We start from the raw sequence: 24,110 nt of genomic DNA, 5'->3' as shown, positions 1-24,110 counted from the left end.
TAGTCTTCCTCCAGAATTATTTCGCCAGCTGGCCGTCAACAAGCGATTCCGACAGCGGAGCGGGCCGCTCCGTCGCCGTGGTGATCTTGATCGTGCGCCCTTCGGCTGAGGCCGTGTGAAAGGCTTCCATGACCTCCAGCACATGCAGTGCCAGATCGCCGTTCGCCCGGTGCGGGCGGTTGGAACGGATCGCGTGGGCCAGGTCCGCGACGCCGATCGAGCGGTAGTTGCCGTCCGCATAGGGCAAGGTGGTGGGCTGGTCCTCGAATTGGCCGCCCTTCTTCAGATAACCGACAGGCCCCTCGAAACGGTTCGGGTCAGGCACGATCAGAGTGCCCTCGGTGCCGTAGACTTCGAGCGGCACATGCTTGTGACCGGCCACGTCGAAGCTCATGCCGATCTGCACGACAGCGCCGTTGGCAAAGGCCATGACGCCCGCCACATGGGTCGGAACGTGCACCGGAATGCGCTCGCCGTTGCGCGGCTCGCTGGTGATGATGCGCTCCTCGCGGGGGGTGATTGCAAAGCCCGCCACCTGCGACACCGGGCCGAGCAGGTTGACGAGATCGGTGATGTAATACGGACCCATGTCGAGCATCGGGCCGCCGCCGACCTCGTAATAGAAGGCGGGGTTCGGGTGCCAGCGCTCGTGGCCAGGGCACATGAAGGTGGCGGTGCCGCCGACCGGAATCCCGATGACGCCCCGGTCGATCAGTTCGCGGGCGGTCTGGTGGCCGCCGCCGAGGAAGGTGTCGGGGGCAGCGCCGATACGCAGGCCCTTGGCCTTTGCAGCCTCCGCCAATTTTTTCCCTTCCGCGAAATTAATCCCGAGAGGTTTTTCCGAATAGGTATGCTTGCCCGCATCGAGCGCCTGCAACCCGACGGCGGCATGCGCCTTGGGGATCGTCAGGTTGACGATGATCTCGATCTTCGGATCGGCGAGCAGCTCATCGACGGTACGGGCCTGGAGATTGAATTCGGAAGCTTTCGCCTCGGCCAGATCGCGGTTGAGATCGCCCAGCCCGCGGATATCGAGAATCGGAAAAGCGGATGTCATCGCCTTCAGGTAGGCGCCCGAAATATTGCCGCATCCGATGATGCCGATACCGACTTTGTCCATTGTTTCCTCCCGATGAATGCTGATGTTTGGCGCGTCAGAGCGCCGGCCCGGTGGTGCTCCAGGGCGATTCGTAAAGTTCGTAAAGTGCTACGGCCGCCGCTCCCTGCGCCCAGAAATCATCCGTCGAATCGTCGAAGACGAGCTCGCTGACACCCTTCAGAGACGGCGGAATGGCGAGTGCATAGGCATCGCGCAGGCTGTTCAGGAACGGTTCGCCGAGTGCCAGCGAGGAGCCGACGAGGATGACGCGCGGCGGCGCGAAAAGCGTGACGATGTTGGCGATCGTCAGCCCGACAGCCTCGCCGGCGCGAACGGCTGCGCCGATCAGCCGGTCGTCGTCGGCCTGGATGAGCGCCTGGACATGGGTCATGCCGCGGCCGAGCCGCACCGCTTCGGCAAAACGCCCGTCCGCCTGCTGTTCGCCGAGGATGGCGCTCTCACCCGCCTGGCTCGAAAGTCGCACGATGCCCTGCGGACCGGTGCCGAGCACGAGATCGCCGAGATTGTGGCTGAGGCCGCCGGCACCGCGGAAAAGCCGGTTGCCATGCAGCACGCCGAGGCCGAGCGTCTGTTCGAGCGAGATCAGGACCATATCCTGCAGATCGCGGGCCTTGCCGAACCAGTGATGGCCGAGCGTGATGGCATGAGCGTCGCTCTCGACGATGGTCGGCGTCGACAGGCGCGTCGACATTTCCGAAGCAAAATCAATGTTGATCTCGCGAAAGATCGGGCTCGAGCGGATGTGTCCGGTGCGGTGTTCGATGACGCCCGGAAGTCCGAGGCAGACGCTGTCGACATCCTCCAGCGACAGGCCGGCGTCGACGACACAGCGGCGCACGCCATCCTCGACGAGATCGGCGATCACCGCGATCGGCTGGCGATCGATCCGGATCGGCAGGGTGAGCTGGGAGAGCACGTCGCCGCGGAAATTGGTGACGACGAAGACCATGCGGCTTGCGGCGATCTTGGCGCCGACGACGCGGGCGGCATCCGGATTGACCTCGAGCATGACGCGCGGCCGGCCGCGCACCGCTTCGTTGCGGATATCGCCCTCATGGCGGGTCAGGATCAGCCCGTCGTCGAGCAGCGAACCGGTGATGGCCGAAACGGTGGTCGTCGAGAGCTCGGTGCGCTCGGAAATCTCCACGCGGGAGATAGGGCCGCGCCGCCGGATCGTGTCCAGCACGCTGAGACGATTCATCGCACGCATGAGTTCTGGATCGGCGGTTTTCATCTCTTGTGCGCACTCGTCGGCTTCTGCACCAAACCGCTATTTAATACGAGGTGCAAATTAAATTCGGTTTGTTCTAGATCTGAATTTATGCGGCATGCAATAGATAAAAGCAGCAAATGCCGCAAATTTTGCCAAAATCAGGCAATGTCGCACAGGGCTATTGACAGATGCGTTGGCCTTGCCGATTATTTAATTCGGATACAGGAATAAAGCTTTGGGAGGAGCGCCTTCAATGTCCAATAGATACTACAGGATGCGTTTGATTTCAGCGACCGCTGTTGCCCTCGCGGGTGGCATGTTCACGGCCGGCGCTGCTGCAGCGGACAGCGTTATTCGCTGGATGCATGTCGAGCAGGTGCCGGGGAACGTCGCGGTCTGGAACCAGATCGCCAGGGATTTCGAGGCCAAGCGCCCGGGCGTCAAGGTCGAGATGCAATTTCTGGAAAACCAGGCCTTCAAGGCTAAGCTGCCGACGCTTCTGCAATCGAAAGACGCGCCAAGCATCTTTTATACCTGGGGCGGCGGCGTCCTCAAGGCGCAGTCCGAGACCGGCACGTTGCGGCCGATCAATGCTGCGATCGACGCGAACGGAGGGGAATGGCGCAAGTCGATCAACGCCTCTGCCGTCGACGGCCTAACCTTCGACGGCAAGGTCTGGGCGTCGGCCGTCAGGACCGGCCTCGTTTCCTTTTATTACAACAAGGAAATGTTCAAGAAGGCGGGGGTCGATGCCTCGAAGATCGCGACTTGGGATGATTTCCTCGGTGCCGTCAAAACGCTGAAGCAGGCCGGCGTCACGCCGATTGCCGGCGGCGGGCGGGACAAGTGGCCCCTGCATTTCTACTGGAGCTATCTTTCGATGCGCGAGGCGGGGCAAAAGGGCTTTGCCGATGCCAAGGCCGGCAAGAACGACGGCTTTGCCGGCAAGCCTTTCGTCAAGGCCGGCGAGCGCCTGGCCGAGCTCGGTAAGCTTGAGCCGTTCCAGAATGGCTATCTGGGTGCGACCTGGAACGATGCGCTTGCCACGTTCGGCGATGGCCGTGCTGCGATCATCCTGAGTTTCGAGAATACACCCTCGACCCAGGCGTCGAATTCGACCAGCCGCAAAGGCCTTGCCGACGACAATATCGGCCGCTTCCCGTTCCCCGTCGTCAGCGGAGGGGCCGGTGTGACCACCGACAGTTTCGGCGGTCTCAACGGATGGGCGGTCACCAAGAACGCGCCGCCTGAAACCGAGGAATTCCTCCGCTACATGGCAAGCGCCGACGTGCAGAAGCTTCTCGCCAGGGATACGCAGATCATGCCCGTCGCCAAGGGTGCGAGCGAAGCGATCTCCAAGCCACTGCTGAAGGAAGTTGCCGAAGCTCTTGCCAAGGAAACCTGGCACCAGAACTTCCTCGACCAGGACCTCGGTCCCAATGTCGGTGCGATCGTCAACGACATCAGCGTAGAAGTGGTCTCCGGCAGCATGAAACCGGCTGCCGCGGCGCAGCAAATCGAGGACGCCTATTCCCTCGAGCGAAAGTAAGCGCAGCGCCGGCGCTCCCGCTCCCCTAAGGTTCCAGCAACCCTGGGAGCGCCGGTTCCCGTCCTCGCCTGACGGCGTCTCGCAGCCTGAAAGGCTCGAAAATCGATGAGCGATATGCTGATGTCTGCCAATGCCGTCCCGTCCGGGAATACACTTGCGGTATCGCGGCGCCGCAAGCGGTCCCTTGCCAACAGCAAGTGGCCGGTACTGATCCTGTTCCTGCCGCCGGCGCTTCTTCTGTTCACGGTGCTGGTCATTCTGCCCATGGGCGAGGCCGCCTGGTATTCCTTCTACAACTGGAACGGCTATGGCAGTCCGACGCAATGGGTCGGCTGGCGCAACTACCAGCTCATTTTCCGCAACAGCGCCTTCACCCAGGCATTGATCAACAACGGTCTGATCGTGCTTGCCTCGCTTTGCGTGCAGGTTCCGCTGGCGCTCTGGCTGGCGACGATGATCTCCAGCCGGATCAAGGGCGCGCTGTTCTTCCGGCTGATCTTCTTCCTGCCCTACGTGCTCGCGGATGTCGCGGCCGGCATGATCTGGCGTTTCGTCTACGATGGGGATTTCGGTCTCGTTGCCGGTATCTCGCAGATGCTCGGCGTCGAGCCGCCGTTCTGGCTGGCCGATCGGGACCTGGCGATCTACGCGATATTGGGCGTCGTGGTCTGGAAGTATTTCGGCTTTCACATGATGCTCTTCATCGCCGGCCTGCAGGCGATCGACAAGAGCGTGCTGGAAGCGGCTGACATCGACGGTGCGACCGGTTTCCAAAAATTCCGGCTTGTGACGTTGCCGCTGCTCGGTTCCACCGTGCGTCTTTCCGTCTTCTTTGCGGTCGTGGGCTCGCTGCAGCTTTTCGACATGATCATGCCGCTCACCGGCGGGGGGCCGTCGAACTCGACGCAGACGATGGTGACGTTCCTGTACAATTTCGGGGTGACCCGCATGCAGGTCGGGTTCGGCAGCGCCGTCGGCGTGGTGCTGTTCGTGATCTGCGTGACGCTCGCCTTCAGCTACAAGCGGGTGTTCATGCGCAATGACTGATATTTCGACAGCACAGCCCATCGATGCCGCCAGCGCGCCGACGTCCGGCCAGCGGATCCGCGCCGGCACGCAGGTCTATATGTACGTGTCGCTGATCATCGTGGCGGCAATCGTGGTGGTCCCGCTCATCAGCACAGCGCTCGGCGGCTTCAAGACCCTTGGCGAACTGCGCGGCAACCCCTTCGGCCTGCCGACGGAATGGCAGTGGTCGAACTACACGGATATCATCGTCAGCAAGCGCTACTGGCTGCAGATGAGCAATTCGCTGATCATCGCCCTGCTGACGGTGTTCCTGACGTTGACCTTCGGCGCCATGGCCGCCTTCTGCTTCGCGCATATCCGCTTCTTCGGCGCCGATTACCTGGTCAACTATTTCCTGATCGGGCTGATGTTCCCGGCAGCGACGGCCATCCTGCCGCTCTACATCCGCATCCGTGATCTGGGGCTCATCGATACATACTGGGGCGTGGTGCTGCCGCAGGTGGCGTTCGGCATGGGTATGAGCATCATGCTGTTCCGCAACTACTTCCGCAATTTGCCGTCCGAGCTCTTCGACGCGGCCTTCGTGGATGGCTGCGGCTACATGCGCTTCTTCTGGCACATCACGCTGCCGCTATCGCGGCCGATCATCGCCACCGTCGGCATCATCTCCTTCGTCGGCAGCTGGAACAGTTACATCGTGCCGCTGATCATGCTGAATTCCGAGAGCCGTTATCCCTGGCCGCTCGGCATCATGATCTATCGGGGCGAATTCAGCACCGAATGGCAGCTGGTGCTGGCCTTCATCACACTCACCATCCTGCCAACCATCATCGCCTTCTTCCTGGCCCAGAAGCACATCATCGCCGGTCTGACCGCCGGTGCGGTGAAGTCCTGAGCCCCGACCCGGAGTAATTCGCATGGCATCCGTCGAACTCAGACAAGTCCGCAAGGCCTATGGGGCGCTCTCGGTCATCCACGGCGTGTCGCTGGCGATCGAAGACGGCGAGTTCGTCGCGCTGGTTGGTCCGTCCGGCTGCGGAAAATCGACGCTGCTGCGGATGATTGCCGGGCTTGAGGAAATCACCGCCGGCGAGGTCATCATCGACAACGCTGTCGTCAACGAGCTTACGCCGCGCGAGCGCAACATCGCCATGGTGTTCCAGTCCTATGCGCTTTATCCGCACATGACGGTCGCCGAGAACATGGGCTTCAACCTGCGCCTTTCCGGAACCCCGAAGCCGGTGATTGCCGAACGCGTCGCCGAGGCGGCCCGCATGCTCGACCTGATGCCGCTTCTCGACCGCAAGCCGGCGCAGCTTTCCGGCGGCCAGCGCCAGCGCGTCGCCATGGGCCGGGCGATCGTCCGCAACCCGGCCGTCTTCCTGTTCGACGAACCGCTTTCAAACCTCGACGCGAAACTCCGCGTGCAGATGCGCTCGGAGATCAAGCAGCTGCATCAGAAGGTCGGGACGACCTCGATCTACGTCACCCACGACCAGATCGAGGCGATGACGCTGGCCGACCGGATCGTCGTCCTCAACCAGGGAAGGGTGGAGCAGGAGGGCACGCCGATGGAGCTTTATCGCAAGCCGGCCAACCTCTTTGTTGCCGCCTTCATCGGTTCTCCGGCGATGAACCTTCTCGATGGCACCGTCGATGGCGATGGCGGCGAGGCTGCCGCGCGTCTCGGCGACGGTACCTCGATCCGCATCGCGCCGGAGCGCAAGGTGAAGCGTGGACAGGCGATCAAGGTGGGCCTGCGTCCGGAACACCTCAGCCCTGGTGCGGGCGGGACGGCGCTTGCCGGCCAGACACTGCTGGTCGAGCCGACCGGCGCGCAGACCCACATCGTCTTCGATCTCGCCGGCCATCCGGTGGTCGCGATCGTCGACGGCGAATACCCGGCCCGCTACGGCGCACGGTTCGAAGCCAATATCCCGGCCGAACAGGTACATGTGTTCGACCGCGAAACAGGCGTGGCCCTCTAGTCCGGCATTGCCGCAACAGGCCTCAGAAGCTTTCGAGCCTGATGTCGGCCGGCCGCGAGTGGGTGAGGATGTAGCGGCCGTTCGGCAGGTCGTTGCCGTCGAGTTTCCGCGCGATCTGCGCCTCGTCGAGCCCGTAATGCACCCAGCGCGCCTTGAGCCGCTCGCGCAGCACCTCTTCCGAAGGGCCGACGAAGATCGTGAAGTCGAACATTTCGGCGAGCCGCGACCACGGCGCTTCGTCGATCAGCAGGTAGTTGCCTTCCGCCAGAACGATATGGGTATCGGGGGAGATGGGGCGGGCCGAGGCGATGGCAATCTCGCGCGATCGATCGAAGACCGGCACCAGCACTTCCTCGCCTCCCTGCCGCACCGCTTTGAGGATGTCGGCAAAACCGCGCACGTCGAAAGTCTGCGGCGCGCCCTTGCGGGGCAACAGGCCGCGGGCTTCGAGGAGGCCATTGTCGAGGTGGAAGCCGTCCATCGGTAGAACTTCGGCCAATTCCCCTCGCGCCAGCAAGGCTTCGTGCAGGGCATCGGCGAGCGTGGATTTTCCGCCGCCCGGCGGGCCGGCGACCGCAACGATGAAACGTCGCCTGTCGCTCGCCCGCTCGATGACGGTGTTGGTGATGTCGTCCAGTGTCATTGCGCCGACGCCTTGCGTTTCATTTTATCGAAATGAACTTCTAGCGTCCCGCAATACGTTCAGGCAATCCACGAAGGGATGGATGCGGCGCGGGGATGAGGTCCTATCGAGCGTTCTCCCTGGCCGCCTTCAGGGCGTCCCAAACCCTGTAAGGCGTCGCGGGCATGTCGAAATCCTCGACGCCGGCCGAGCGAAGCGCATCCAGGACGGCGTTCATCAGCGTCGGCAGCGCCCCGGTCGTGCCGGCCTCGCCGCCGCCCTTGACGCCGAGCACATTGGTGGGCGAGGGCGTCGGCAGGTCGAAGAAGCGCGGCGTTGGCATGAAGTCGGCGCGGGGCATGAAATAATCCATGAAGCTGGCAGTCAGCATCTGGCCGCTATCGCGATCATAAACGATATGCTCGCCGAAGACCTGGCCCGCGCCCTGGGCGAGGCCGCCGTGCATCTGGCCTTCGAGAAGGGTGTGATTGATGACGTGCCCGGCATCGTCGACGCCGATATAGGAGGTGACCTTGGTCTCGCCGGTATTCGGGTCGATCTCCACTTCGGCTACATGCACGCCGCCGGGGAAATTTCGCTCCGGCTGGATCGAGGCGAGCGTATCCAGTGCGTTGCCCTCCGGCGTGACGTTGCGGGCGGCGAGCTCCAGAAGCGAGACCGACATGTTGGTGCCGGCCACCTTGTAGTGGCCGTCATCGAATTCGATGTCGGTTTCCGAGGCTTCCAGCGCCTCGGCGGCGAGCTTCAGGCCCTTCTTCACCACCTCGCGGGAGGTGATGGTCAGGGAGGCGCCGTGCGAGGCCATGGTCCGCGACCCCATCGTGCCGGCACCCTTGAGCTTGCGAGGCGCATGAACGCTGTTGGCGCGCAGGTTGATCAGGTTCTCGTCGATGCCGAGTTCCTTTGCAACCAGCCGCGGCAGCACCGTCTCGTGGCCCTGACCGGCGGATCCGGACAGCGTGTAGAGCGTCAGCGTGCCGTCCGCCTCGAAGCGGATCTCGGTTTCTTCCGGCATATGGCCGCCGCCGGACGGCTCGATGAAGACGCCCATGCCGATGCCGCGCAGATGGCCGCGTTCCTCGGAGGCTTTCCGGCGGGCTTCGAAACCTCTCCAATCGGAGATCGATACCGCCTCTTCCAGCATCGCGACATAGCCGCCGCTGTCGTAGACCGTGGTCGGTGTCGTGTAGGGATAGGCGTCGTCGGGGATCAGGTTCTTCCGGCGGATTTCGATCCGGTCCATGCCGAGATCGGTGGCGGCCTGATCCACCAGCCGCTCGACGAAATAATTGATGTCCGGACGGCCTGCGCCGCGATAGGCGGCGATCGGCGAAGTATTGGTGAAGGCGAGGCGGTTGAGGCCGAATACCGCTGGGATGCGGTAACAGCCGGTGCCCGTCAGCATCGGGTTGAGCACATTGATCAGCGCGCCGGGCGGCGAATGATAAGCGCCGAGATCGCAAACGATATTCATCCGGATGGCGAGGAAGTCGCCGGTTTCGCTGAGAGCAAGCTCGCCGGTGAACCTGACAGCGCGGCCGTGATAATCGGCGAGGAAGCTTTCCGTGCGGCTGGCCGTCCAGCGCACCGGCCGACAGAGTTTCCTGGCTGCGAGCATGATCGCCGCATATTCCGGATAGGCCGCGCCACGGATGCCGAAGCTGCCGCCGACATCGCCCATGTGATGCCGCACCTTTTCCGGCGGATGGCCGGTGAAACGGGCAAGGCCATCGGCAAGGCCTGTGCCCTGACTGGCGGAATAGACGTCGAAGACCTCCGTCCCGGCGTCGTATGCCGCCATGAAGGATTTAAGTTCGAGCGGGTTGGCGGCGACGCGCTGCGACTCGACCGTCAGCGTCGAGATATGCGCGGCCTTGGCGAAGGCTTCATTGGCCGTCGCCCTGTCGCCGAAACTGTGCAGGAAAACCAGGTTGCCCGGCACCTCGTCGAAAAGCTGCGGCGCGCCGTCTTCCAGCGCGGTCTCCGGATCGATGATAGCCGGCAGGTCCTCGTAATCGACCGCGATCAGCTCGACCGCATCGGCAGCCGCCTCGGCGCTGTCGGCCACGACCATGGCAACCGGTTCGCCGACGAAACGGACGCGGTCGGTCGACAGCGCATAGCGGTGCGGTGCCTTGATCTTCATCCCATCGACGCCGGGGAAAGAGACCAGCGGGCCGGGAGCGATCAGGTTTGCTTCGAGCGCATCCTTGCCGGTCAGCACGATATGGACGCCCGGTGCGGCGAGCGCCGCCTCGACATCGATCGAAACGATGCGCGCATGCGGCTGGTCGGCTCTCAAGAATGCGGCGTGGAGCTGGTTATCCAGCACCTTGTCTGCGGTATATGCGCCCTGGCCGGTAACAAGTCTTATGTCTTCCCGGCGACCGGTGAAGACCTCGTGATCACTGCTCAAAACCACTCTCCCACGCCATGCAATTTTCTGCCGGAGATATCTCTACCGCCTCTGAGCCGCGAATGGAAAGCCGCCTCTGGTCTACCTTTTTCTACTTCGTCACATCGATCACCACACGCCCGCGAATTTTCCCCGCAATAATATCCTCGGCGAGTTGCGGCAGGTTGGACATCGGCTCCGTCGTGGTGATTTCCGAAAGCTTGGCGGGATCGAGATCGCGGGCCAGCCGCGCCCATGCCGACAGCCGCTGTTCTCGGGTGGCGATGACGCTGTCGACCCCGATCAGCGTCACGGCGCGCAGGATATGCGGCAGCACGGTGCCCGGAAGGTCGGCACCGCCGGCGAGGCCGCAGGCGGCGATGGCACAGCCGCGCATCGTCTGGGAAAGCGCGTTGACGAGCGTCGTCGAGCCGACGCTATCGACGCCGCCGGTCCAGCGTTCCTTTTGCAGCGGACCGCCCTTTTCGGCAAGCACGGCGCGATCGATGAAATTGGTGGCGCCGAGCGAGGCAAGGTAGTCGTGCGTTTCCGGACGACCGGTTGAGGCGGTGACGTTGTAGCCGCGGGCTGCCAGCAGCGCGATGGCGACCGAACCGACGCCGCCGGCAGCACCGGTGACCAGCACTTCGCCCTCACCGGGCTTGATCGAACCCCATTTCTCCAGCGCATCGACGCAGAGTGCCGCGGTATAACCCGCGGTGCCGATTGCCATCGCCTGTTCCATCGAAAAAGCGTCGGGCAGGCGGATCAGCCATTCCGGCTTGACGCGCTGGTAGCGGCCGAAGGCGCCCCATTCGGTTTCGGAAAGGCCCCAGCCGTTCAGCACGACCTTGTCGCCGGCCTTCCATTCCGGCGAGCGGGATTCGACGACGGTGCCGGAGAGGTCGATGCCGCCGATCATCGGCATCCGCCTGGCGATGCGGCCCTTGCCAGTGATCGCCAAGCCGTCCTTGTAGTTCAGCGTCGAATAGGCGATCTCGACCAGCACGTCATTGTCGGGAAGATCGGCAATCGAGATCTCCCTGAAGGCGCCTTTCGGCTTGCCGTCGACGGCGTCGATCACCATGGCGGTGAAGGTCTCGGTCATGTCTCTCTCCCGATGTCGTGGCGATGTTGGTTTTTAAGCGGAGGCCTGTGTGGCGGCATCGCGCCTGGCGCGCGCGTCGAGCACGGCGGAATAACTTTCGCGCACATAGGCCAGCAGCCGGGCCAGCGCATCGGCGGCCTTGGCATCCTCGCGGCTGCGCACCGCGTCGACGATTTCCTGGTGCAGCGAGGCGACGTGGCGCCGTTCGCGAACCCGGAAGACGATCATGTTGGTGATCGGAATGAAGGCCTCGATGACGGTGTACATCATCAGCTTCAACGGGCCGTTGCCGGTCGATTCCACCAGCGCCCTGTGGAAACGCACGTCCGAAGCGCAGAAATCCTCGTCGCTAACAGCCTCGTCGAGCTGCACCGCGATTTCCGCTTCCATCGCAGCGAGGTCGGTTTCGCTGCGATTTGCGGCGGCCAGCCGGCAGCAGACGGCTTCCGTCTCCAGCCTGGCGGTGATGATCTCTTCGATGTCGAAGGCGCCGATACCGACCAGCAGGGTGGCGGCGCCGGTGATTGCCTTGGAAAGACCTTCCGGATCCGGCCGCTTGACGAAATTGCCGCCGGTCGGGCCGCGTTTGGAATGGATGAGGTTCTGGGCGGCGAGGCGCTTCAGGGCCTCGCGCACCGTCGGGCGGGAAATGCCGAAGCTTCGGGCAAGTTCCTCCTCGGTCGGCAGGCGCTCGTCGATCTTCAGCCGGCCGTCCATGATCGCGGAACGGATATTGTCCGATACCTGTTTGGCGATGCCCGTGCGGACGACCTCGTCGTATTTGAGGATCATGTCACCCTTCCCATGGTTCCTGCCATACTGATGCCATGGGAGGGGCAAAAAGGCTACTGCTTTTTAAATATAGGTTTGACAAATAGGGGAATGGGAATAACTTCACCCCCAAGAAAAAAGGGGAACGAGAGAATGGGCGCAATCGCATTCGGCCGAGCCGGAGCGCAGGGCTGGGACGCAGGTTTTGCGGGGGAGGCGGGCTTTGTCCTCTGACCGCGTGAACCGTCTTGTCTCCAGTCTCCAAAACAGGCTGGATGCCGCTGCGATCCTCACCGGCGATGCGATTTCGGATGGTTATGCTGCGGATGCGACCGCTCGAGGCAGCCGGCCAGCCGCTGTCCTGCGTCCGCGCAATACCGAAGACGTTTCCGCCGTTCTTTCCACCGCCAACGAACTTCGCCAGCCGATCGTGGTGCAGGGGGGCCGCACCGGGCTTTCCGGTTCTTCCCGGCCCGTCGAGGGCGAAGTTTCCATCTCGCTCGAACGGATGAACGGCATCGAGTCGATCGACGTCGCGGCGCAGACGATGATCGTCAAGGCGGGCACCCCGCTGCAGATCGTCCAGCAGGCGGCGAGCGACGTCGGCCTCTTTTTCGGCGTCGATATCGGTGCGCGCGGCACGGCGACGATCGGCGGCAATATCGGCACCAATGCCGGCGGCATCCGGGTTCTGCGTTACGGCATGTACCGGGCGCAGGTCATGGGGCTGGAAGCGGTGCTGCCGGACGGCACGGTCCTCTCCTCGCTGAAGGGCCTGCCCAAGGACAATTCCGGCTACGACCTCAATCCGTTGTTCATCGGCACCGAAGGCACGATCGGGGTCGTGACACGCGCCTGCCTGAAACTGCATCCGAAACCGCAGATCGAGCGCAACGCCTTCATCGCCCTGCCATCGCTGAAGGCGGCGCAGGATCTGCTGGCGCGGCTGCGGGTGGAACTCTCCGGCCTCATCTCCGCGTTCGAGGCGATCTTTCCGAATGTCTACGAAGGCACCGTCGACCATATGGGAATCCGCCCGCCGGTCGAAAAAGGGGCCGGCATGTATGCGATGGTCGAGATCCAGGGGCAGGCGCCGGATCAGGACAACGAGCGTTTCGAGGCGGCCCTTGCTGCCGCGCTGGAGGATGGGCTTGCCATCGACGTGGTGCTCTCCAATTCGCTGCGCGAGTTCAACGGGCTCTGGGGCATTCGCGACGGCATCAACGACTACCTGTTCGGCAATGGAGTGACGATCGGCTTCGATATTTCCGTGCCGCTGTCCCGCATGCAGGAATTCCTCGACAGGGCAGCGCTCGCCGTCGACGAGATCGATCCGGAGGCGCGGACCTATATCTTCGGCCACCTGGGTGACGGCAACCTGCATTACTGCATGTTCAGCCATCACGAGAAAAAGGTCGCCGAGGCGATATTCTCGGGCATCGAGGCGGTCGGCGGCGGTGTTTCCGCCGAACACGGGATCGGCACCGACAAGGTGAAATACCTGAAATATGCCCGCAGCGAAGCCGAGATCGCCACGATGCGCCGGCTGAAAGCCGCGTTCGATCCGAACTACATTCTCAATCGTGGCCGGGTCTTCGAACCGCCGGTTGCGGTGCTGCAGGCGGAGCGCGCGTAGATGTCGATCCATACCGCACCGGATACGAGCCTCTCGAACAGCAAGGTCAGCCTCGACGACCGCTACACGCTGGAAAAAGGCCGCATCCTGGTGTCGGGCACGCAGGCATTGGTGCGCCTGCCGATAATCCAGCGCCAGCGAGACCTGGCGCGAGGCCTGAATACGGCCGGTTACGTGTCCGGCTATCGGGGCTCGCCGCTCGCCGGTTTCGACCGTGAGATGGCGCGCGCGAAAAAGTTTCTCGATGCCGCGCATGTGAAATTTCATCCGGGCCTCAACGAGGACATGGCGGCGACTGCCGTCTGGGGCACCCAGCAGACCGGCATGTTCCAGGGCTCGCGTTACGACGGCGTGTTCGGCATGTGGTACGGCAAGGGGCCGGGCGTCGACCGCAGCATGGATGTGATCCGCCACGCCAACGCGATCGGCACCAACCCGAACGGCGGGGTGCTGCTGCTGGTCGGCGACGACCACGGCGCCGTCTCCTCCACCCTGCCGCATCAGAGCGAGCACAACCTGATCTCGGCTATGGTGCCGCTGCTGTCGCCGGCCGGCGTCGGCGAATATATCGAATACGGCCTGCTCGGCATTGCGATGAGCCGCTATTCCGGCGCGTGGATCGGCTTCAAGTGCCAGACCGAGATTGTCGAATGCTCGGCGACGGTCGATCTCGATCCGGACAGACCGCAGATCGTCATTCCCGACGAGACCTTCGCGCTGGACGGCCTGTCGCTGCGCTGGCCGGACGGGCCGCATGCGATGGAACTTCGGCTGGAGCGCAAGATGCTGGCCGTTCAGGCCTTTGCCCGCGCCAACAGGCTGGACCGCGCTGTTTGGGGAAGTACCGACCGCGCCCGGCTCGGCATCGTCTCGACCGGCAAATCCTGGCTCGATCTTCTGGGCGCTCTGGCGCTGCTCGGCATCGACGAGACGCGCGCGGCGGAACTTGGCATCGCGCTCTACAAGGTCGGTTTGGTCTGGCCGCTGGAGCCGCAGGGGATCGCGGAGTTCGCTTCCCGCGTCGACGAACTGCTCGTGGTCGAGGAAAAACGCTCGATCCTCGAAGACCAAATCAAGACACAGCTCTTCAATCTTCCCACGGAACGGCGCCCGCGGGTTTTCGGCAAGGCCGGCGAGAACGGCGCGGCGCTGCTGCAGGCGATCGGCGAGATCGGCACGCTGTCGGTGGCGAAAGCCATCCTCTCCCGGCTCGATCATCTCGATGAGGCGCTGCAGGCCAAGGCGCGTTTCGTGGAGGAAATGTCGATCGCCATGGGCGTCGAGGCGACCGCGCTGAAACGCGAGGCCTATTTCTGCTCCGGCTGTCCGCACAGCGTCTCGACCCGCTTGCCGGAGGGAAGCCGTGCTTCCACCGGCATCGGCTGCCACATGATGATCATCGGCAACGAGGACCGCAATACCTCGACCTTTACCCAGATGGGCGGCGAGGGTGGCTCCTGGATCGGCCTGTCGCCCTTCACCGACGAGAAGCATATCTTCGTCAACATGGGCGACGGCACCTACTTCCATTCCGGCCTGCTCGCCATCCGCGCCGGGATCGCGGCCAAGGTCAACGCCACTTATAAGATCCTCTATAACGACGCGGTCGCCATGACTGGCGGTCAGAAACATGACGGCGATGTCACCGTGCCGGGCATTGTCGGGCAGATGCTGGCGGAAGGTGCTGCGCGCGTCGTGGTGGTCGCCGAGCGGCCGGAAGTCTGGCAAGGCAATCTTCCGCGCGAAGTCTCCATCCATCACCGCGACGAGCTCGATGCCGTGCAGCGCGAGCTGCGCGACATCCCCGGCGTCACGGTGCTGGTCTACGATCAGGTCTGCGCAGCCGAAAAACGCCGCCGCCGCAAGCGTGGCGCCTACCCGGTCTCGGACAAGCGCGCCTTCGTCAACGAACTGGTCTGCGAAGGCTGCGGCGACTGTTCCGCCGTTTCCAACTGCATCTCGATCGAGCCGCAGGAAACCGAATTCGGCCGCAAGCGCCGCATCAACCAGTCGAGCTGCAATACCGATCTCTCCTGCATCAAGGGCTTCTGTCCGAGCTTCGTCACCGTCGAAGGCGGCAGCATCCGCAAGCCGGCGGCGAAGTCGAAGGTGGTGAAGACCGACGACTTGCCGCTGCCCGCGTTCACCGCGACTTTCGAGACGCCCTACAGCATGCTGCTCGCCGGCATCGGCGGCACCGGCGTCATCACGGTCAGTGCCATTCTGGCTCAAGCGGCGCTTCTCGACGGGCTGGCCCTGGTGACGCTCGACCAGACCGGCCTTGCCCAGAAGAACGGCTCCGTCGTTTCGCATATCCGGCTGGCGAAGGACCCGGCGCAGATCAACGCCGTGCGCGTCGGCCCCGGCGAAAGCGACCTCGTGCTCGGCTTCGATATCGTCGTCGCCGCACAGAAGAATTCGCTGACTTCGTTTGCCAAAAACAAGACGCGCGCCGTCATCGACGACCATTTCGCGCCGACCGCGTCCTTCGTGAAGGACACGACGATCGATTTCCGGCAAGAGGCGACGCTGAAGTCTCTGCGCCGTGCCGCCGGAGACGAAGCTGTCGAGACGGTTGCCGCGACCGACATGGCAACCGCGCTGCTGGGGGATGCGATCGCCGCCAACATGTTCCTGCTCGGCCATGCCTGGCAGCGCGGGCTGGTGCCGATCAGCCTCGCGGCCATCGACAAGGCGATCGAGCTCAACGGCGCCGGCATCGCCATGAACCGCGCCGCCTTTGGCTGGGGCCGCCGCGCCGCCGTCGATCCGGAAGCCGTCGCCCGCGAGGCTGGCCTCGTGAAGCCGGAACTGACGGCCGAGACGCTGGAGGAGACGGTTGCCAAGCGTGTCACCTTCCTGATCGATTACCAGAATGCCGCCTATGCCGAGCGCTACAAGGGTTTGGTGGATGTCGCGAAATCGGCCGAGGCGCAGCTGCGCAGCGTGACCGGTTTTGCCGAGGCGGTGGCCAAAAACGCTTTCAAGCTGATGGCCTACAAGGACGAATACGAGGTCGCCCGGCTGCATCGGGACCGGAGCTTTGAGAAGAAGCTTGCCGAGCAGTTCGAAGGCGATTTCAAGATCAAGCATCACCTGGCACCGCCGATGATCTCGAAGATCGATCAGCGCACCGGCCATCCCGCCAAGATCGCATTTGGCGCATGGATCCGGCCGGCTTTCGGGGTGCTGGAAAAGCTGAAATTCCTGCGCGGCACGTCCTTCGACCCCTTTGGCCACACGGCCGAGCGGCGCATGGAGCGGCAGCTGATCGAGGACTATTTCAACCTCGTGGCAGAGCTTTCGGCCGGGCTCGATGCCGGCAATCATGCGCTTGCCGTCGAGCTCGCCGGCCTGCCGGACATGGTTCGTGGCTTCGGCCATGTGAAGCTCGCCTCCGTCGCGCGTTTCGAAAAGCGTAAAACCGATCTCGTTGCGAAATGGCGGGCGAGGGAGCCGCTCACCCATGTCGCGTAACCGTTCCCGTATCCGAGAGTGACCCGCATGGCAGAGAAGATCATCATCGATACCGACCCCGGCCAGGACGACGCGCTGGCCATCCTGCTGGCGCTAGCCAGCCCGGAAATCGAAGTGCTGGGGATCGTCGCTGCCGCAGGCAACGTCCCGTTGTCGCTGACGACGAAGAACATCCGCAAGATCTGCGAACTCGCCGGCCGTTCGGACATCAAGGTATTCGCCGGCTGCAGCCAGCCGATGACCGGGCCGCTCGTCACCGCCGAACATGTCCACGGCGCGACGGGTCTCGACGGCGCCGATCTGCCCGAGCCGACCATGCCTCTTCAGGAACAGCAGGGTATCGATTTCATCGTCGAGACGCTCGCAAGCGAACCGGCCGGTACCGTCACCGTCTGCACGCTCGGGCCGCTCACCAATCTCGGCAAGGCTTTGACCCGGGCGCCCGAAATCGCCGCTCGTATCAAACAGATCGTGCTGATGGGCGGCGGACTGTTCGAGGGCGGCAATATCACGCCGGCGGCGGAATTCAACATCTATGTCGACCCGCAGGCCGCGGCCGTCGTGTTCGGTTCGGGCGTGCCGATCGTGATGATGCCGCTCGACGTCACCCACAAGACGCTGACGACCCGCGCTCGCGTTGCCGCCATCCAGGCGATCGGCACGCCGCTTTCCGACGCCGTCGTCGGCTGGCTCGATTATTTCGAGCGCTTCGACGTGGCGAAATACGGCAGCGACGGCGGGCCGCTGCACGATCCGAACGTGATCGCCTATCTGGTAAAGCCGGAGCTTTATTCCGGCCGGCTCTGCAATGTGGAAATCGAGACGGAGTCGGAACTCACCAAGGGCATGACGGTCGCCGACTGGTGGGGCGTTTCCGGTCGGCCGAAGAACGCGATGTTCATGCGCGACGTCGATGCCGACGGTTTTTATACGCTGCTGACTGAGCGGCTCTCATGGTTCGGACGCGCGGAGAATGCGGCTCCGCCGAAGCTGCGGCTGGTCTGATCGGTCGCGCTTCCGCGGGATGATCAGCGCGTCGAGGATGCGCACGCCTTTGCCCTCGGGCAAGACCGCGACCGGATTGAGATCAACCGCCTCGATATCGTCGCCGTATTGCGCGGCGAACTCCGATATCTTGACCAGCAGCTCGGCGAGTGCCCTGCGATCCGCCTTCGGCGCGCCGCGATAACCTTCCAGCAGCGATGCCAGTTTCGTCTCGCCGATCATAGCCTCGGCGCGGGCAAGGTCGATCGGCAGGAGGTCGAAGGCGCTGTCCTTCACCAGTTCCACCAGCACTCCGCCGATGCCGACCACGAGGCCGAAGCCGAAGGGTTCGTGGCGCACGAGGCCGACCAGTGCCTCGACACCGCCCGTCACCATTTCCTGCACCGAAACGCCGCGCAGATCCGCATTCGGGGCGTAGGCACGGGCGCCCGCCATGATGGCGTCGAAGGCGGCGCGGGCTTCCGTTTCCGAAGCGACGCCGAGTTTCACGCCGCCCGCTTCCGTCTTGTGCAGGATATCCGGCGACTCGATCTTCATGACCACCGGGAAGCCGAGTTGTCTGGCTGCTTCGGTAGCGGCGTCCGCGCTGCTGACGAGTTGTTCCCTGGGGACCGGCAGTCCTTCGGCGGCGAGCAGTTGCTTGGCCTCGCGCTCGGTCAAAGCTCCGGCGGGGAGGTATTTCTTTGTCGTCGTTGTCTTGTCAGGCCAGGAGACGTGGCGGCTTTGAGTGATGAGGCTGCGGGCGGCTGTCAGCGCGCTTTTCGTGCCGCGCAGCACCGGCACATTCGAAAGCTTGGCCTCGACATCCGGGTGATGGCCGGAGGAGAGGTTGCTCATGAACACGACCGGCACCTTGCCCGTCCCTGCATAATCGGAAACCGCCTCGGCGATGCCGAGATATTCGGAGGCGCAGAAATCGTCGAGACCAGCGGGTGTATCCTGCGTTGCCACGATCAGGCCGATCGACGGATCGTCCGCGAGCGCGTGCAGGACATCGCGATAGATCCCGCTATCGGCAAAGACGACGCCCGTCGTGTCGAGCGGGTTCTGGGGTGTGGCAAAGGGCGGTAGCCGCGCCTTTACCCGGGCGACCGTTTCAGGCTGCAGGTCGGGTAGCGATAGGCCGATCTCATCGGCGATATCGGAGACATGTGCCACACCGCCGCCGGAAACGCCGACGATCGCGACGCCCGGCTTGGCGGGACGGTCCTTCAGGTCCAGGCAGAGCGTCGCCGTTTCCATGAAGCCGTCCATGTCCGAGACCTCGATAATGCCGGTCCGGCGGAAGAAGGCGCGATAGGCGTCGTTGCTGCCGGCGAGCGAACCGGTATGGGCGGCGGTCGCCTGGGCTCCGCGTTCGGAGCGGCCGGCGCGAAGGGCGATCACCGGCTTGTTGGCGGCGTGCATCTTCTCCATCGCGGCCGCCAGTCTTTCCGGCTCGCGGATAGCCTCGAGGACGATGCCGACGGCGCTGGTCTGATCATCCGCCGCGAGGAATTCGAGATAGTCGGGAATATCGGTCGCGGCGCTGTTGCCGGAGGAGACGATGTGACTCAGCCCGAATCTTCCCGTATTGCCGAGCGCAATGGCACTGGCGCCGGAGTGAGAAAGGATCGCGAAGCGGCCCTTTTCGAGATTGGTCGAGAGGCTGGAGGAATAGAGTGCGGCACCGGAGCTCAGGTTGAAGAGGCCGAGGCAGTTCGGGCCGCAGATCGCCATGCCATAGCGCTCAGCGATCTCGATCAGTTGCCGCTGGCGTTCACGACCGGCCTCGTCCAACTCGGCGAAACCGGAGGCCAGCACGACCGCCGCCTTGACGCCGGTGCTGCCGGCCTCTTCGAGGGCCGCGATCACCTTGTCGGCGGCGATGCCGATCACGGCCACATCGGGTGCATTGGTCAGTGCGGAGAGGGAGGGCGAGGCGGGAAGCCCGAAGATTGTCCCGCGCCTCGGATGCACCGGAATGATCTGTCCCTGATAGCCGAAGCGCATCAGGTTCTTCATCACATAGCTGGAGGAGGCGTCGGCGCGCTCGGTGGCGCCGACGACCGCGACGGAGCGCGGTGCCATCAGGGCTCGCATCGCTTCCGCGGTATTGGCCGCCATGGCCAAAACCTCAGTCGAGGCCCTTGAAGGGGTCGTCCCGGAAGGCGAGATATTCCTTCAGCGACATCTTGGCGAGGTTTGCCATCCACTCGCGGCCCTGGCGGGTGACGTGGAGGGCGGCAATCGCTTCGATATTGTACTGGAACGACGGCATCAGGCCGGCAACCATCTGCTGGTTGTTGATCGAAGCCTTGGTATATCTCAGCGCCGGCACCGGCATGCGGGCCAGCTTGCGGGCGAGGTTCTCGGTCTTTTCCTTGAGTTGGTCGGCCGGCACCACCTTGTTGATCAGGTGCATCCGCAGCGCCTCCTGGGCATCCACCATGTCTCCGGTGAACATCAGCCAGCGCACGTCGCGGGTGGCAAGCAGCCAGGGCATCATCAGCGCCGGCGGGCCGGAATTGTGGCGGACTTCCGGTTCGCCGAACTTGGCGTTGTCGGCAGCGATCGCCAGATCGCAGCACATCATCAGCTCGAGTGCGCCGGCGAGAGCGTAACCGTTGACCGAGGCGATGACGGGGATCGGCGCGCGCCAGATGTTGAGCAGGGCCTCGGCATTTTCCGACATATCCTCGCGCCAGAAATCGATGTCGACATCGAAATCGCCGCCCTGGAGGTCGTAGCCGGAAGAGAAGGCGCGACCGGTGCCGGTGATGACGAGCGCGTTGATGTCCGGATCGGCGACGGCTGCGGCAACCGCCGCGTCGATCTCGCGGATCACCGTCTTGTTCATCGCGTTCATCTTGTCGGGGCGATTGATGGTGATCGTCGCGAACTTGTCGGTCAAATCCTTCTCGTAAAGGATCGTCTCGTAGCTGTTCATTTGCGGGTTCATGGGCAGTTCCCCTTGTTCTTGAACTATTTGCCGACCTTCTTCAGCGCCGCGTAGGCGACGGCCATCTTCGCGGCGAGACGCGCGTTGTTCTTCACCAGCTCGATATTGGCCTTGAGGCTCTCGCCCTTGGAAAGCTCGTTGATGCGGGCGAGCAGGAAAGGCGTCAGTTCCTTGCGGCCGATGCCGCGCTCTTCCGCCTCGCGCACGGCGTCCGAGATCGTTCCGTCGATGAATTCCGGCGTCAGGGCTGCCGCTTCCGGGATCGGATTGGCGATCAAGAGACCGGTGCCGGTGCCGAGCTGGTGGTGCAGATACATGGCCTTGGCGATCTCTTCGGCCGTATCGAGCCGGTGGTCGGCCTTGAAACCGCTCTTGCGGGTGAAGAAGGCCGGGAAATCGTCGGTGCCGTAAGCAATGACCGGAACGCGCTGGGTTTCGAGATATTCCAGCGTCTTGGCGATATCGAGGATCGATTTAACGCCGGCGCAGACGACGGCGGTCCTGGTGCGGCCGAGTTCGGTCAGGTCGGCGGAAATGTCGAACGTCTGCTCGGCGCCGCGATGCACGCCGCCGACGCCGCCGGTCGCGAAAATCTCGATGCCGGCAAGATCGGCCATCAGCATGGTGGCTGAAACGGTAGTGCCGGCCGACTGGCCGCGGACCATGGCGACTGCGAGGTCGCGGCCGGATGCCTTCACGACGCCCTTGGCCTGGGCCAGTTCTTCCAGTTCGCTGTGTTCGAGGCCGACGCGCAGCTCGCCGTTGACGACGGCGATGGTCGCCGGGATCGCGCCGTTCTCGCGGATTACGGCCTCGACGCCGAGTGCGGTTTCGAGATTGGCGGGGTAGGGCATGCCATGGGTAATGATCGTCGATTCCAGCGCCACGACCGGGCCGCCGGCTGCGATCGTTTCGGCCACTTCGCGGCTCAGCTTCGGTTTGATGAGGGCCATTTCGGTATTCCTTAAATCGTTTTCGACCAGCCGATGGGTCAGCCGGCCAATCGGTGCATATTGGCTTCCAGGAAGCGTTCGGACAGGTCCGTATGGACGCTTGCGGTGCTTTCGGTGGTCAGCGTGCCGAGCAACGCGCCGGTGCGGGCCGCATTATAGGTGTCCTCGCCGTGCAGGATCCGGTGCAGCGTGCCCGCGATCATCGCATCACCTGCGCCAGTGATATCGACGGGCCGGGCATGGACTGCCGGGAAGGTGCGGGCGCCCTCGGTGCCGGCAACCGCAATGCCGCGCGGACCCATGGTGACGACCGCCTCGCGCGCGCCTGCAGCCTGCAGGGCAAGCGCCGCCTCCTTGGCGTCGTCGATCGTCTCGTGCGCGTTGCGTCCGAGGATCGCGTTCGCCTCATCGATGTTCATGAACAGCAGATCGACGCCGGTGAGATCTTTCGGCAGGCGGGCTGCCTTGGGTGTCGAGACCGCGTCGATCGCCAGCCGGAAACGGGCGCCCTGACGTTTGGCGATCAGAGCCGAAAGCGTCTCAGCCGGCAGGTTGCAGTCGGAAAACACCCAGCTTGCGGCGGCGAGATGCGGCCAGATGCGCTCGATATGGCTCGGCAGCAGCAGGTCGAAAATGCTCATGTCCGCAATGCCGAGCACGAGGTCGCCCTTGGTGTCGAGGATGGCGGCATATTCCGCCGTCGGGCGCTCGGTCGTGGTGATGATCTGGCTGACATCGATGCCGCGGTCGCGCATGTGCTTCACGACGGCGCGGCCGCCTTCGTCGTCACCGACGATCGAGACGAAACTGGTCGTGGTGCCGAGAAGGGCGAGGTTTTCAGCGACGTTGCGGGCAACGCCACCGAGGCTGCGCACGCCGTCGACCGGGTTCGAAGTCTCGAAGACGAATTCCTGCTTGGCGCGATATTTGCGGTCGAGCACGGCGCCGCCGATGCAGACGGCGCGGGTCTCGGCGGGCATTACATAGCCGCGGCCGAGGATATAACCTTTCTGCATCAGCTGCACGATATGGGCGGCGACCGTCGAGCGCGCCAGCCCGAGCATGGTGGCGATCTCCTGCTGGCCCGCGAACGGGTTGTCCTTGATGATTGCCAGGACGGCCGCTTCCTGTGGCGCAAGGTCATCCATGTTTCGTCGATCGTCCTTGGGTCGAAAACCGCATTGCAACTTCGTTCATTTTGATATGGACAACAACAGATGTTTTTGTCAACATCTGTTTGTCAGATGTGAATTGGAGGTAGGCATGTCCTTAACGAGCGCCAATCCTGCGTCATCCAATGATGCCGCTCCCGGCATTCCGGTGGTGGATGTCGGCCCCTTCATCCGCAACGAGGCAGGCGCCGCCGCCGTCGTGAAAACGATCGAAACCGCTTGCCGCGATACCGGTTTCTTCCTCGTCACCGGCCACGGTGTTTCGCCCGAGGTGACGTCGAGGCTCTACAATCTTGCCCGCGCCTTCTTCGATTATCCGCAGGACTGGAAGAAGACCCAGGGCCGCGGCACCGGCGTTTTGGGCGGCGTCGCGTTTTCGCCGATCGCCGAAGAGGCGCTCGCCGCCACGCTCGGGATCAAGACGCCCGGGGACTACAAGGAAAGCCTGAATTTCGGCGAGAACCTTCCCGGCGACACCTGGCCGGACAGGCCGGATGGCCTGGAACAGGCGTTCCGCGATTATTTCAAGGAGATGGAGACGCTCGCCAAGCACATGCGCCGCATCTTCTGCCAGGCAATCGGGCTCGATCAGGACTATTTCGAAGCTTCCTTCGAAAACCATCTCTCGGCGCTGCGCGTCATCAACTATCCGGAGCAGGAAGAATCGCCGCTGCCGGGCCAGATGCGTGCCGGCGTGCATACCGACTACGGGTTCATGACGATCCTGCGCTCGGAGGCCTCTGCCGGTGGGCTGCAGGTGCGCAACCGCAACGGCGACTGGCTGGACGCCCCGTCGATCGAGGGCGCCTATGTGATCAACATAGCCGACGCCTTCATGCGCTGGACGAATGACGAATGGGTCTCGACGCCGCACCGCGTCGCCAATCCACCGACCGGTTTCAAGGGCACGGCCCGCCGTCAGTCGATCCCGTTCTTCCTCAATCCGTCGAAGGATACGGTAATCGAGTGCCTGGCCCCGTTCGTAAAGGGCGGTGCCAAATATGAGCCGATCACCTACGGCGACTATATCGACCTGAAGACGAAGCAGGCCTTTTCGAAAGGCTGATCACCGACCAATTTCGTGCGCAGAAGCGGAGAACCGCCGGCACA

The 24,110-nt window shown here is 63.5% G+C and carries 18 protein-coding genes; 8 read left to right on the top strand and 10 right to left on the bottom strand.

The genetic code is table 11. The annotated features are described in order from the left end of the window. Positions 1–16 precede the first annotated feature (16 nt). Together C5J24_RS18690 and C5J24_RS18685 are read right to left on the bottom strand one after the other, a co-directional pair. Positions 17–1,120, bottom strand: coding sequence for a Gfo/Idh/MocA family protein (locus tag C5J24_RS18690; protein ID WP_105419944.1), 1,104 nt, complete (start codon positions 1,118–1,120; stop codon positions 17–19). Between the two features lie 34 nt (positions 1,121–1,154). Then, positions 1,155–2,354, bottom strand: coding sequence for an ROK family transcriptional regulator (locus tag C5J24_RS18685; protein ID WP_105419943.1), 1,200 nt, complete (start codon positions 2,352–2,354; stop codon positions 1,155–1,157). 253 nt (positions 2,355–2,607) lie between these two features. Here C5J24_RS18685 and C5J24_RS18680 point away from each other — a divergent pair, with 253 nt between their 5' ends. The 4 genes from C5J24_RS18680 (at position 2,608) to C5J24_RS18665 (ending at position 6,899) form a co-directional block, all read left to right on the top strand. Then, positions 2,608–3,882, top strand: a complete 1,275-nt coding sequence (locus C5J24_RS18680) for an ABC transporter substrate-binding protein (RefSeq protein ID WP_245437370.1) — start codon at positions 2,608–2,610, stop codon at positions 3,880–3,882. 120 nt (positions 3,883–4,002) lie between these two features. Next, a complete protein-coding gene (locus tag C5J24_RS18675; protein WP_172724052.1) occupies positions 4,003–4,929 on the top strand; it encodes a carbohydrate ABC transporter permease in 927 nt (308 codons plus the stop codon). Beyond that, complete coding sequence (locus tag C5J24_RS18670; RefSeq protein ID WP_172724039.1) at positions 4,922–5,806, top strand: carbohydrate ABC transporter permease; 885 nt, start codon at positions 4,922–4,924, stop codon at positions 5,804–5,806. Before C5J24_RS18675 ends, C5J24_RS18670 begins: the two co-directional genes overlap by 8 nt. Before the next feature lie 22 nt (positions 5,807–5,828). Continuing rightward, positions 5,829–6,899: an ABC transporter ATP-binding protein gene (locus C5J24_RS18665; RefSeq protein WP_105419941.1), complete on the top strand. Its 1,071-nt coding sequence runs from the start codon at positions 5,829–5,831 to the stop codon at positions 6,897–6,899. A 22-nt stretch (positions 6,900–6,921) separates the two neighbouring features. Here C5J24_RS18665 and C5J24_RS18660 read toward each other — a convergent pair whose 3' ends face one another. The 4 genes from C5J24_RS18660 to C5J24_RS18645 form a co-directional block, all read right to left on the bottom strand. After that, on the bottom strand, positions 6,922–7,542 hold the full coding sequence (locus C5J24_RS18660; RefSeq protein WP_105419939.1) for a nucleoside triphosphate hydrolase: 621 nt from the start codon (positions 7,540–7,542) through the stop codon (positions 6,922–6,924). A gap of 103 nt (positions 7,543–7,645) precedes the next feature. Next, positions 7,646–9,958: a xanthine dehydrogenase family protein molybdopterin-binding subunit gene (locus C5J24_RS18655; RefSeq protein ID WP_172724038.1), complete on the bottom strand. Its 2,313-nt coding sequence runs from the start codon at positions 9,956–9,958 to the stop codon at positions 7,646–7,648. A 91-nt stretch (positions 9,959–10,049) separates the two neighbouring features. Next, positions 10,050–11,045: an MDR family oxidoreductase gene (locus C5J24_RS18650; protein ID WP_105419935.1), complete on the bottom strand. Its 996-nt coding sequence runs from the start codon at positions 11,043–11,045 to the stop codon at positions 10,050–10,052. Positions 11,046–11,078: 33 nt separating this feature from the next. Next, positions 11,079–11,837 (bottom strand): FadR/GntR family transcriptional regulator, encoded by a 759-nt coding sequence (locus tag C5J24_RS18645; RefSeq protein ID WP_105419933.1) that lies wholly within the window; start codon positions 11,835–11,837, stop codon positions 11,079–11,081. Between the two features lie 202 nt (positions 11,838–12,039). Here C5J24_RS18645 and C5J24_RS18640 point away from each other — a divergent pair, with 202 nt between their 5' ends. From C5J24_RS18640 to C5J24_RS18630, 3 genes are read left to right on the top strand one after another with little or no spacing between them, the layout of a single operon-like run. Further along, entirely contained in the window at positions 12,040–13,452 is a 1,413-nt protein-coding gene (locus C5J24_RS18640; RefSeq protein WP_105419931.1) for an FAD-binding oxidoreductase, read from the top strand. Further along, complete coding sequence (locus C5J24_RS18635; RefSeq protein WP_105419929.1) at positions 13,453–16,929, top strand: indolepyruvate ferredoxin oxidoreductase family protein; 3,477 nt, start codon at positions 13,453–13,455, stop codon at positions 16,927–16,929. A gap of 27 nt (positions 16,930–16,956) precedes the next feature. Beyond that, positions 16,957–17,934 carry a nucleoside hydrolase gene (locus C5J24_RS18630; protein ID WP_105419927.1) on the top strand — a complete coding sequence of 326 codons (978 nt, stop codon included), beginning with the start codon at positions 16,957–16,959 and terminating at the stop codon, positions 17,932–17,934. Here C5J24_RS18630 and C5J24_RS18625 read toward each other — a convergent pair. The 4 genes from C5J24_RS18625 to C5J24_RS18610 are packed head-to-tail and all read right to left on the bottom strand — an operon-like array spanning position 17,881 to position 22,976. After that, on the bottom strand, positions 17,881–20,040 hold the full coding sequence (locus C5J24_RS18625) for an acetate--CoA ligase family protein (protein WP_245446696.1): 2,160 nt from the start codon (positions 20,038–20,040) through the stop codon (positions 17,881–17,883). The two genes, C5J24_RS18630 and C5J24_RS18625, sit on opposite strands and share 54 nt — an antisense overlap. Before the next feature lie 10 nt (positions 20,041–20,050). Beyond that, positions 20,051–20,875: an enoyl-CoA hydratase/isomerase family protein gene (locus tag C5J24_RS18620; protein ID WP_105403069.1), complete on the bottom strand. Its 825-nt coding sequence runs from the start codon at positions 20,873–20,875 to the stop codon at positions 20,051–20,053. Positions 20,876–20,898: 23 nt separating this feature from the next. Further along, positions 20,899–21,828, bottom strand: a complete 930-nt coding sequence (locus C5J24_RS18615; RefSeq protein WP_105419925.1) for a pseudouridine-5'-phosphate glycosidase — start codon at positions 21,826–21,828, stop codon at positions 20,899–20,901. Positions 21,829–21,866: 38 nt separating this feature from the next. Further along, entirely contained in the window at positions 21,867–22,976 is a 1,110-nt protein-coding gene (locus C5J24_RS18610) for a carbohydrate kinase (RefSeq protein ID WP_105403067.1), read from the bottom strand. Positions 22,977–23,091: 115 nt separating this feature from the next. Here C5J24_RS18610 and C5J24_RS18605 point away from each other — a divergent pair, with 115 nt between their 5' ends. Beyond that, positions 23,092–24,066, top strand: coding sequence for an isopenicillin N synthase family oxygenase (locus C5J24_RS18605; RefSeq protein ID WP_105419923.1), 975 nt, complete (start codon positions 23,092–23,094; stop codon positions 24,064–24,066). The last annotated feature ends 44 nt before the right edge of the window (positions 24,067–24,110 follow it).

Source organism: Neorhizobium sp. T25_27 (assembly GCF_002968565.1).
GTDB lineage: Bacteria > Pseudomonadota > Alphaproteobacteria > Rhizobiales > Rhizobiaceae > Neorhizobium > Neorhizobium tomejilense.
The sequence above is the reverse complement of the archived record's forward strand: the minus strand, read 5'-3'. Positions and strand labels throughout refer to the sequence as shown.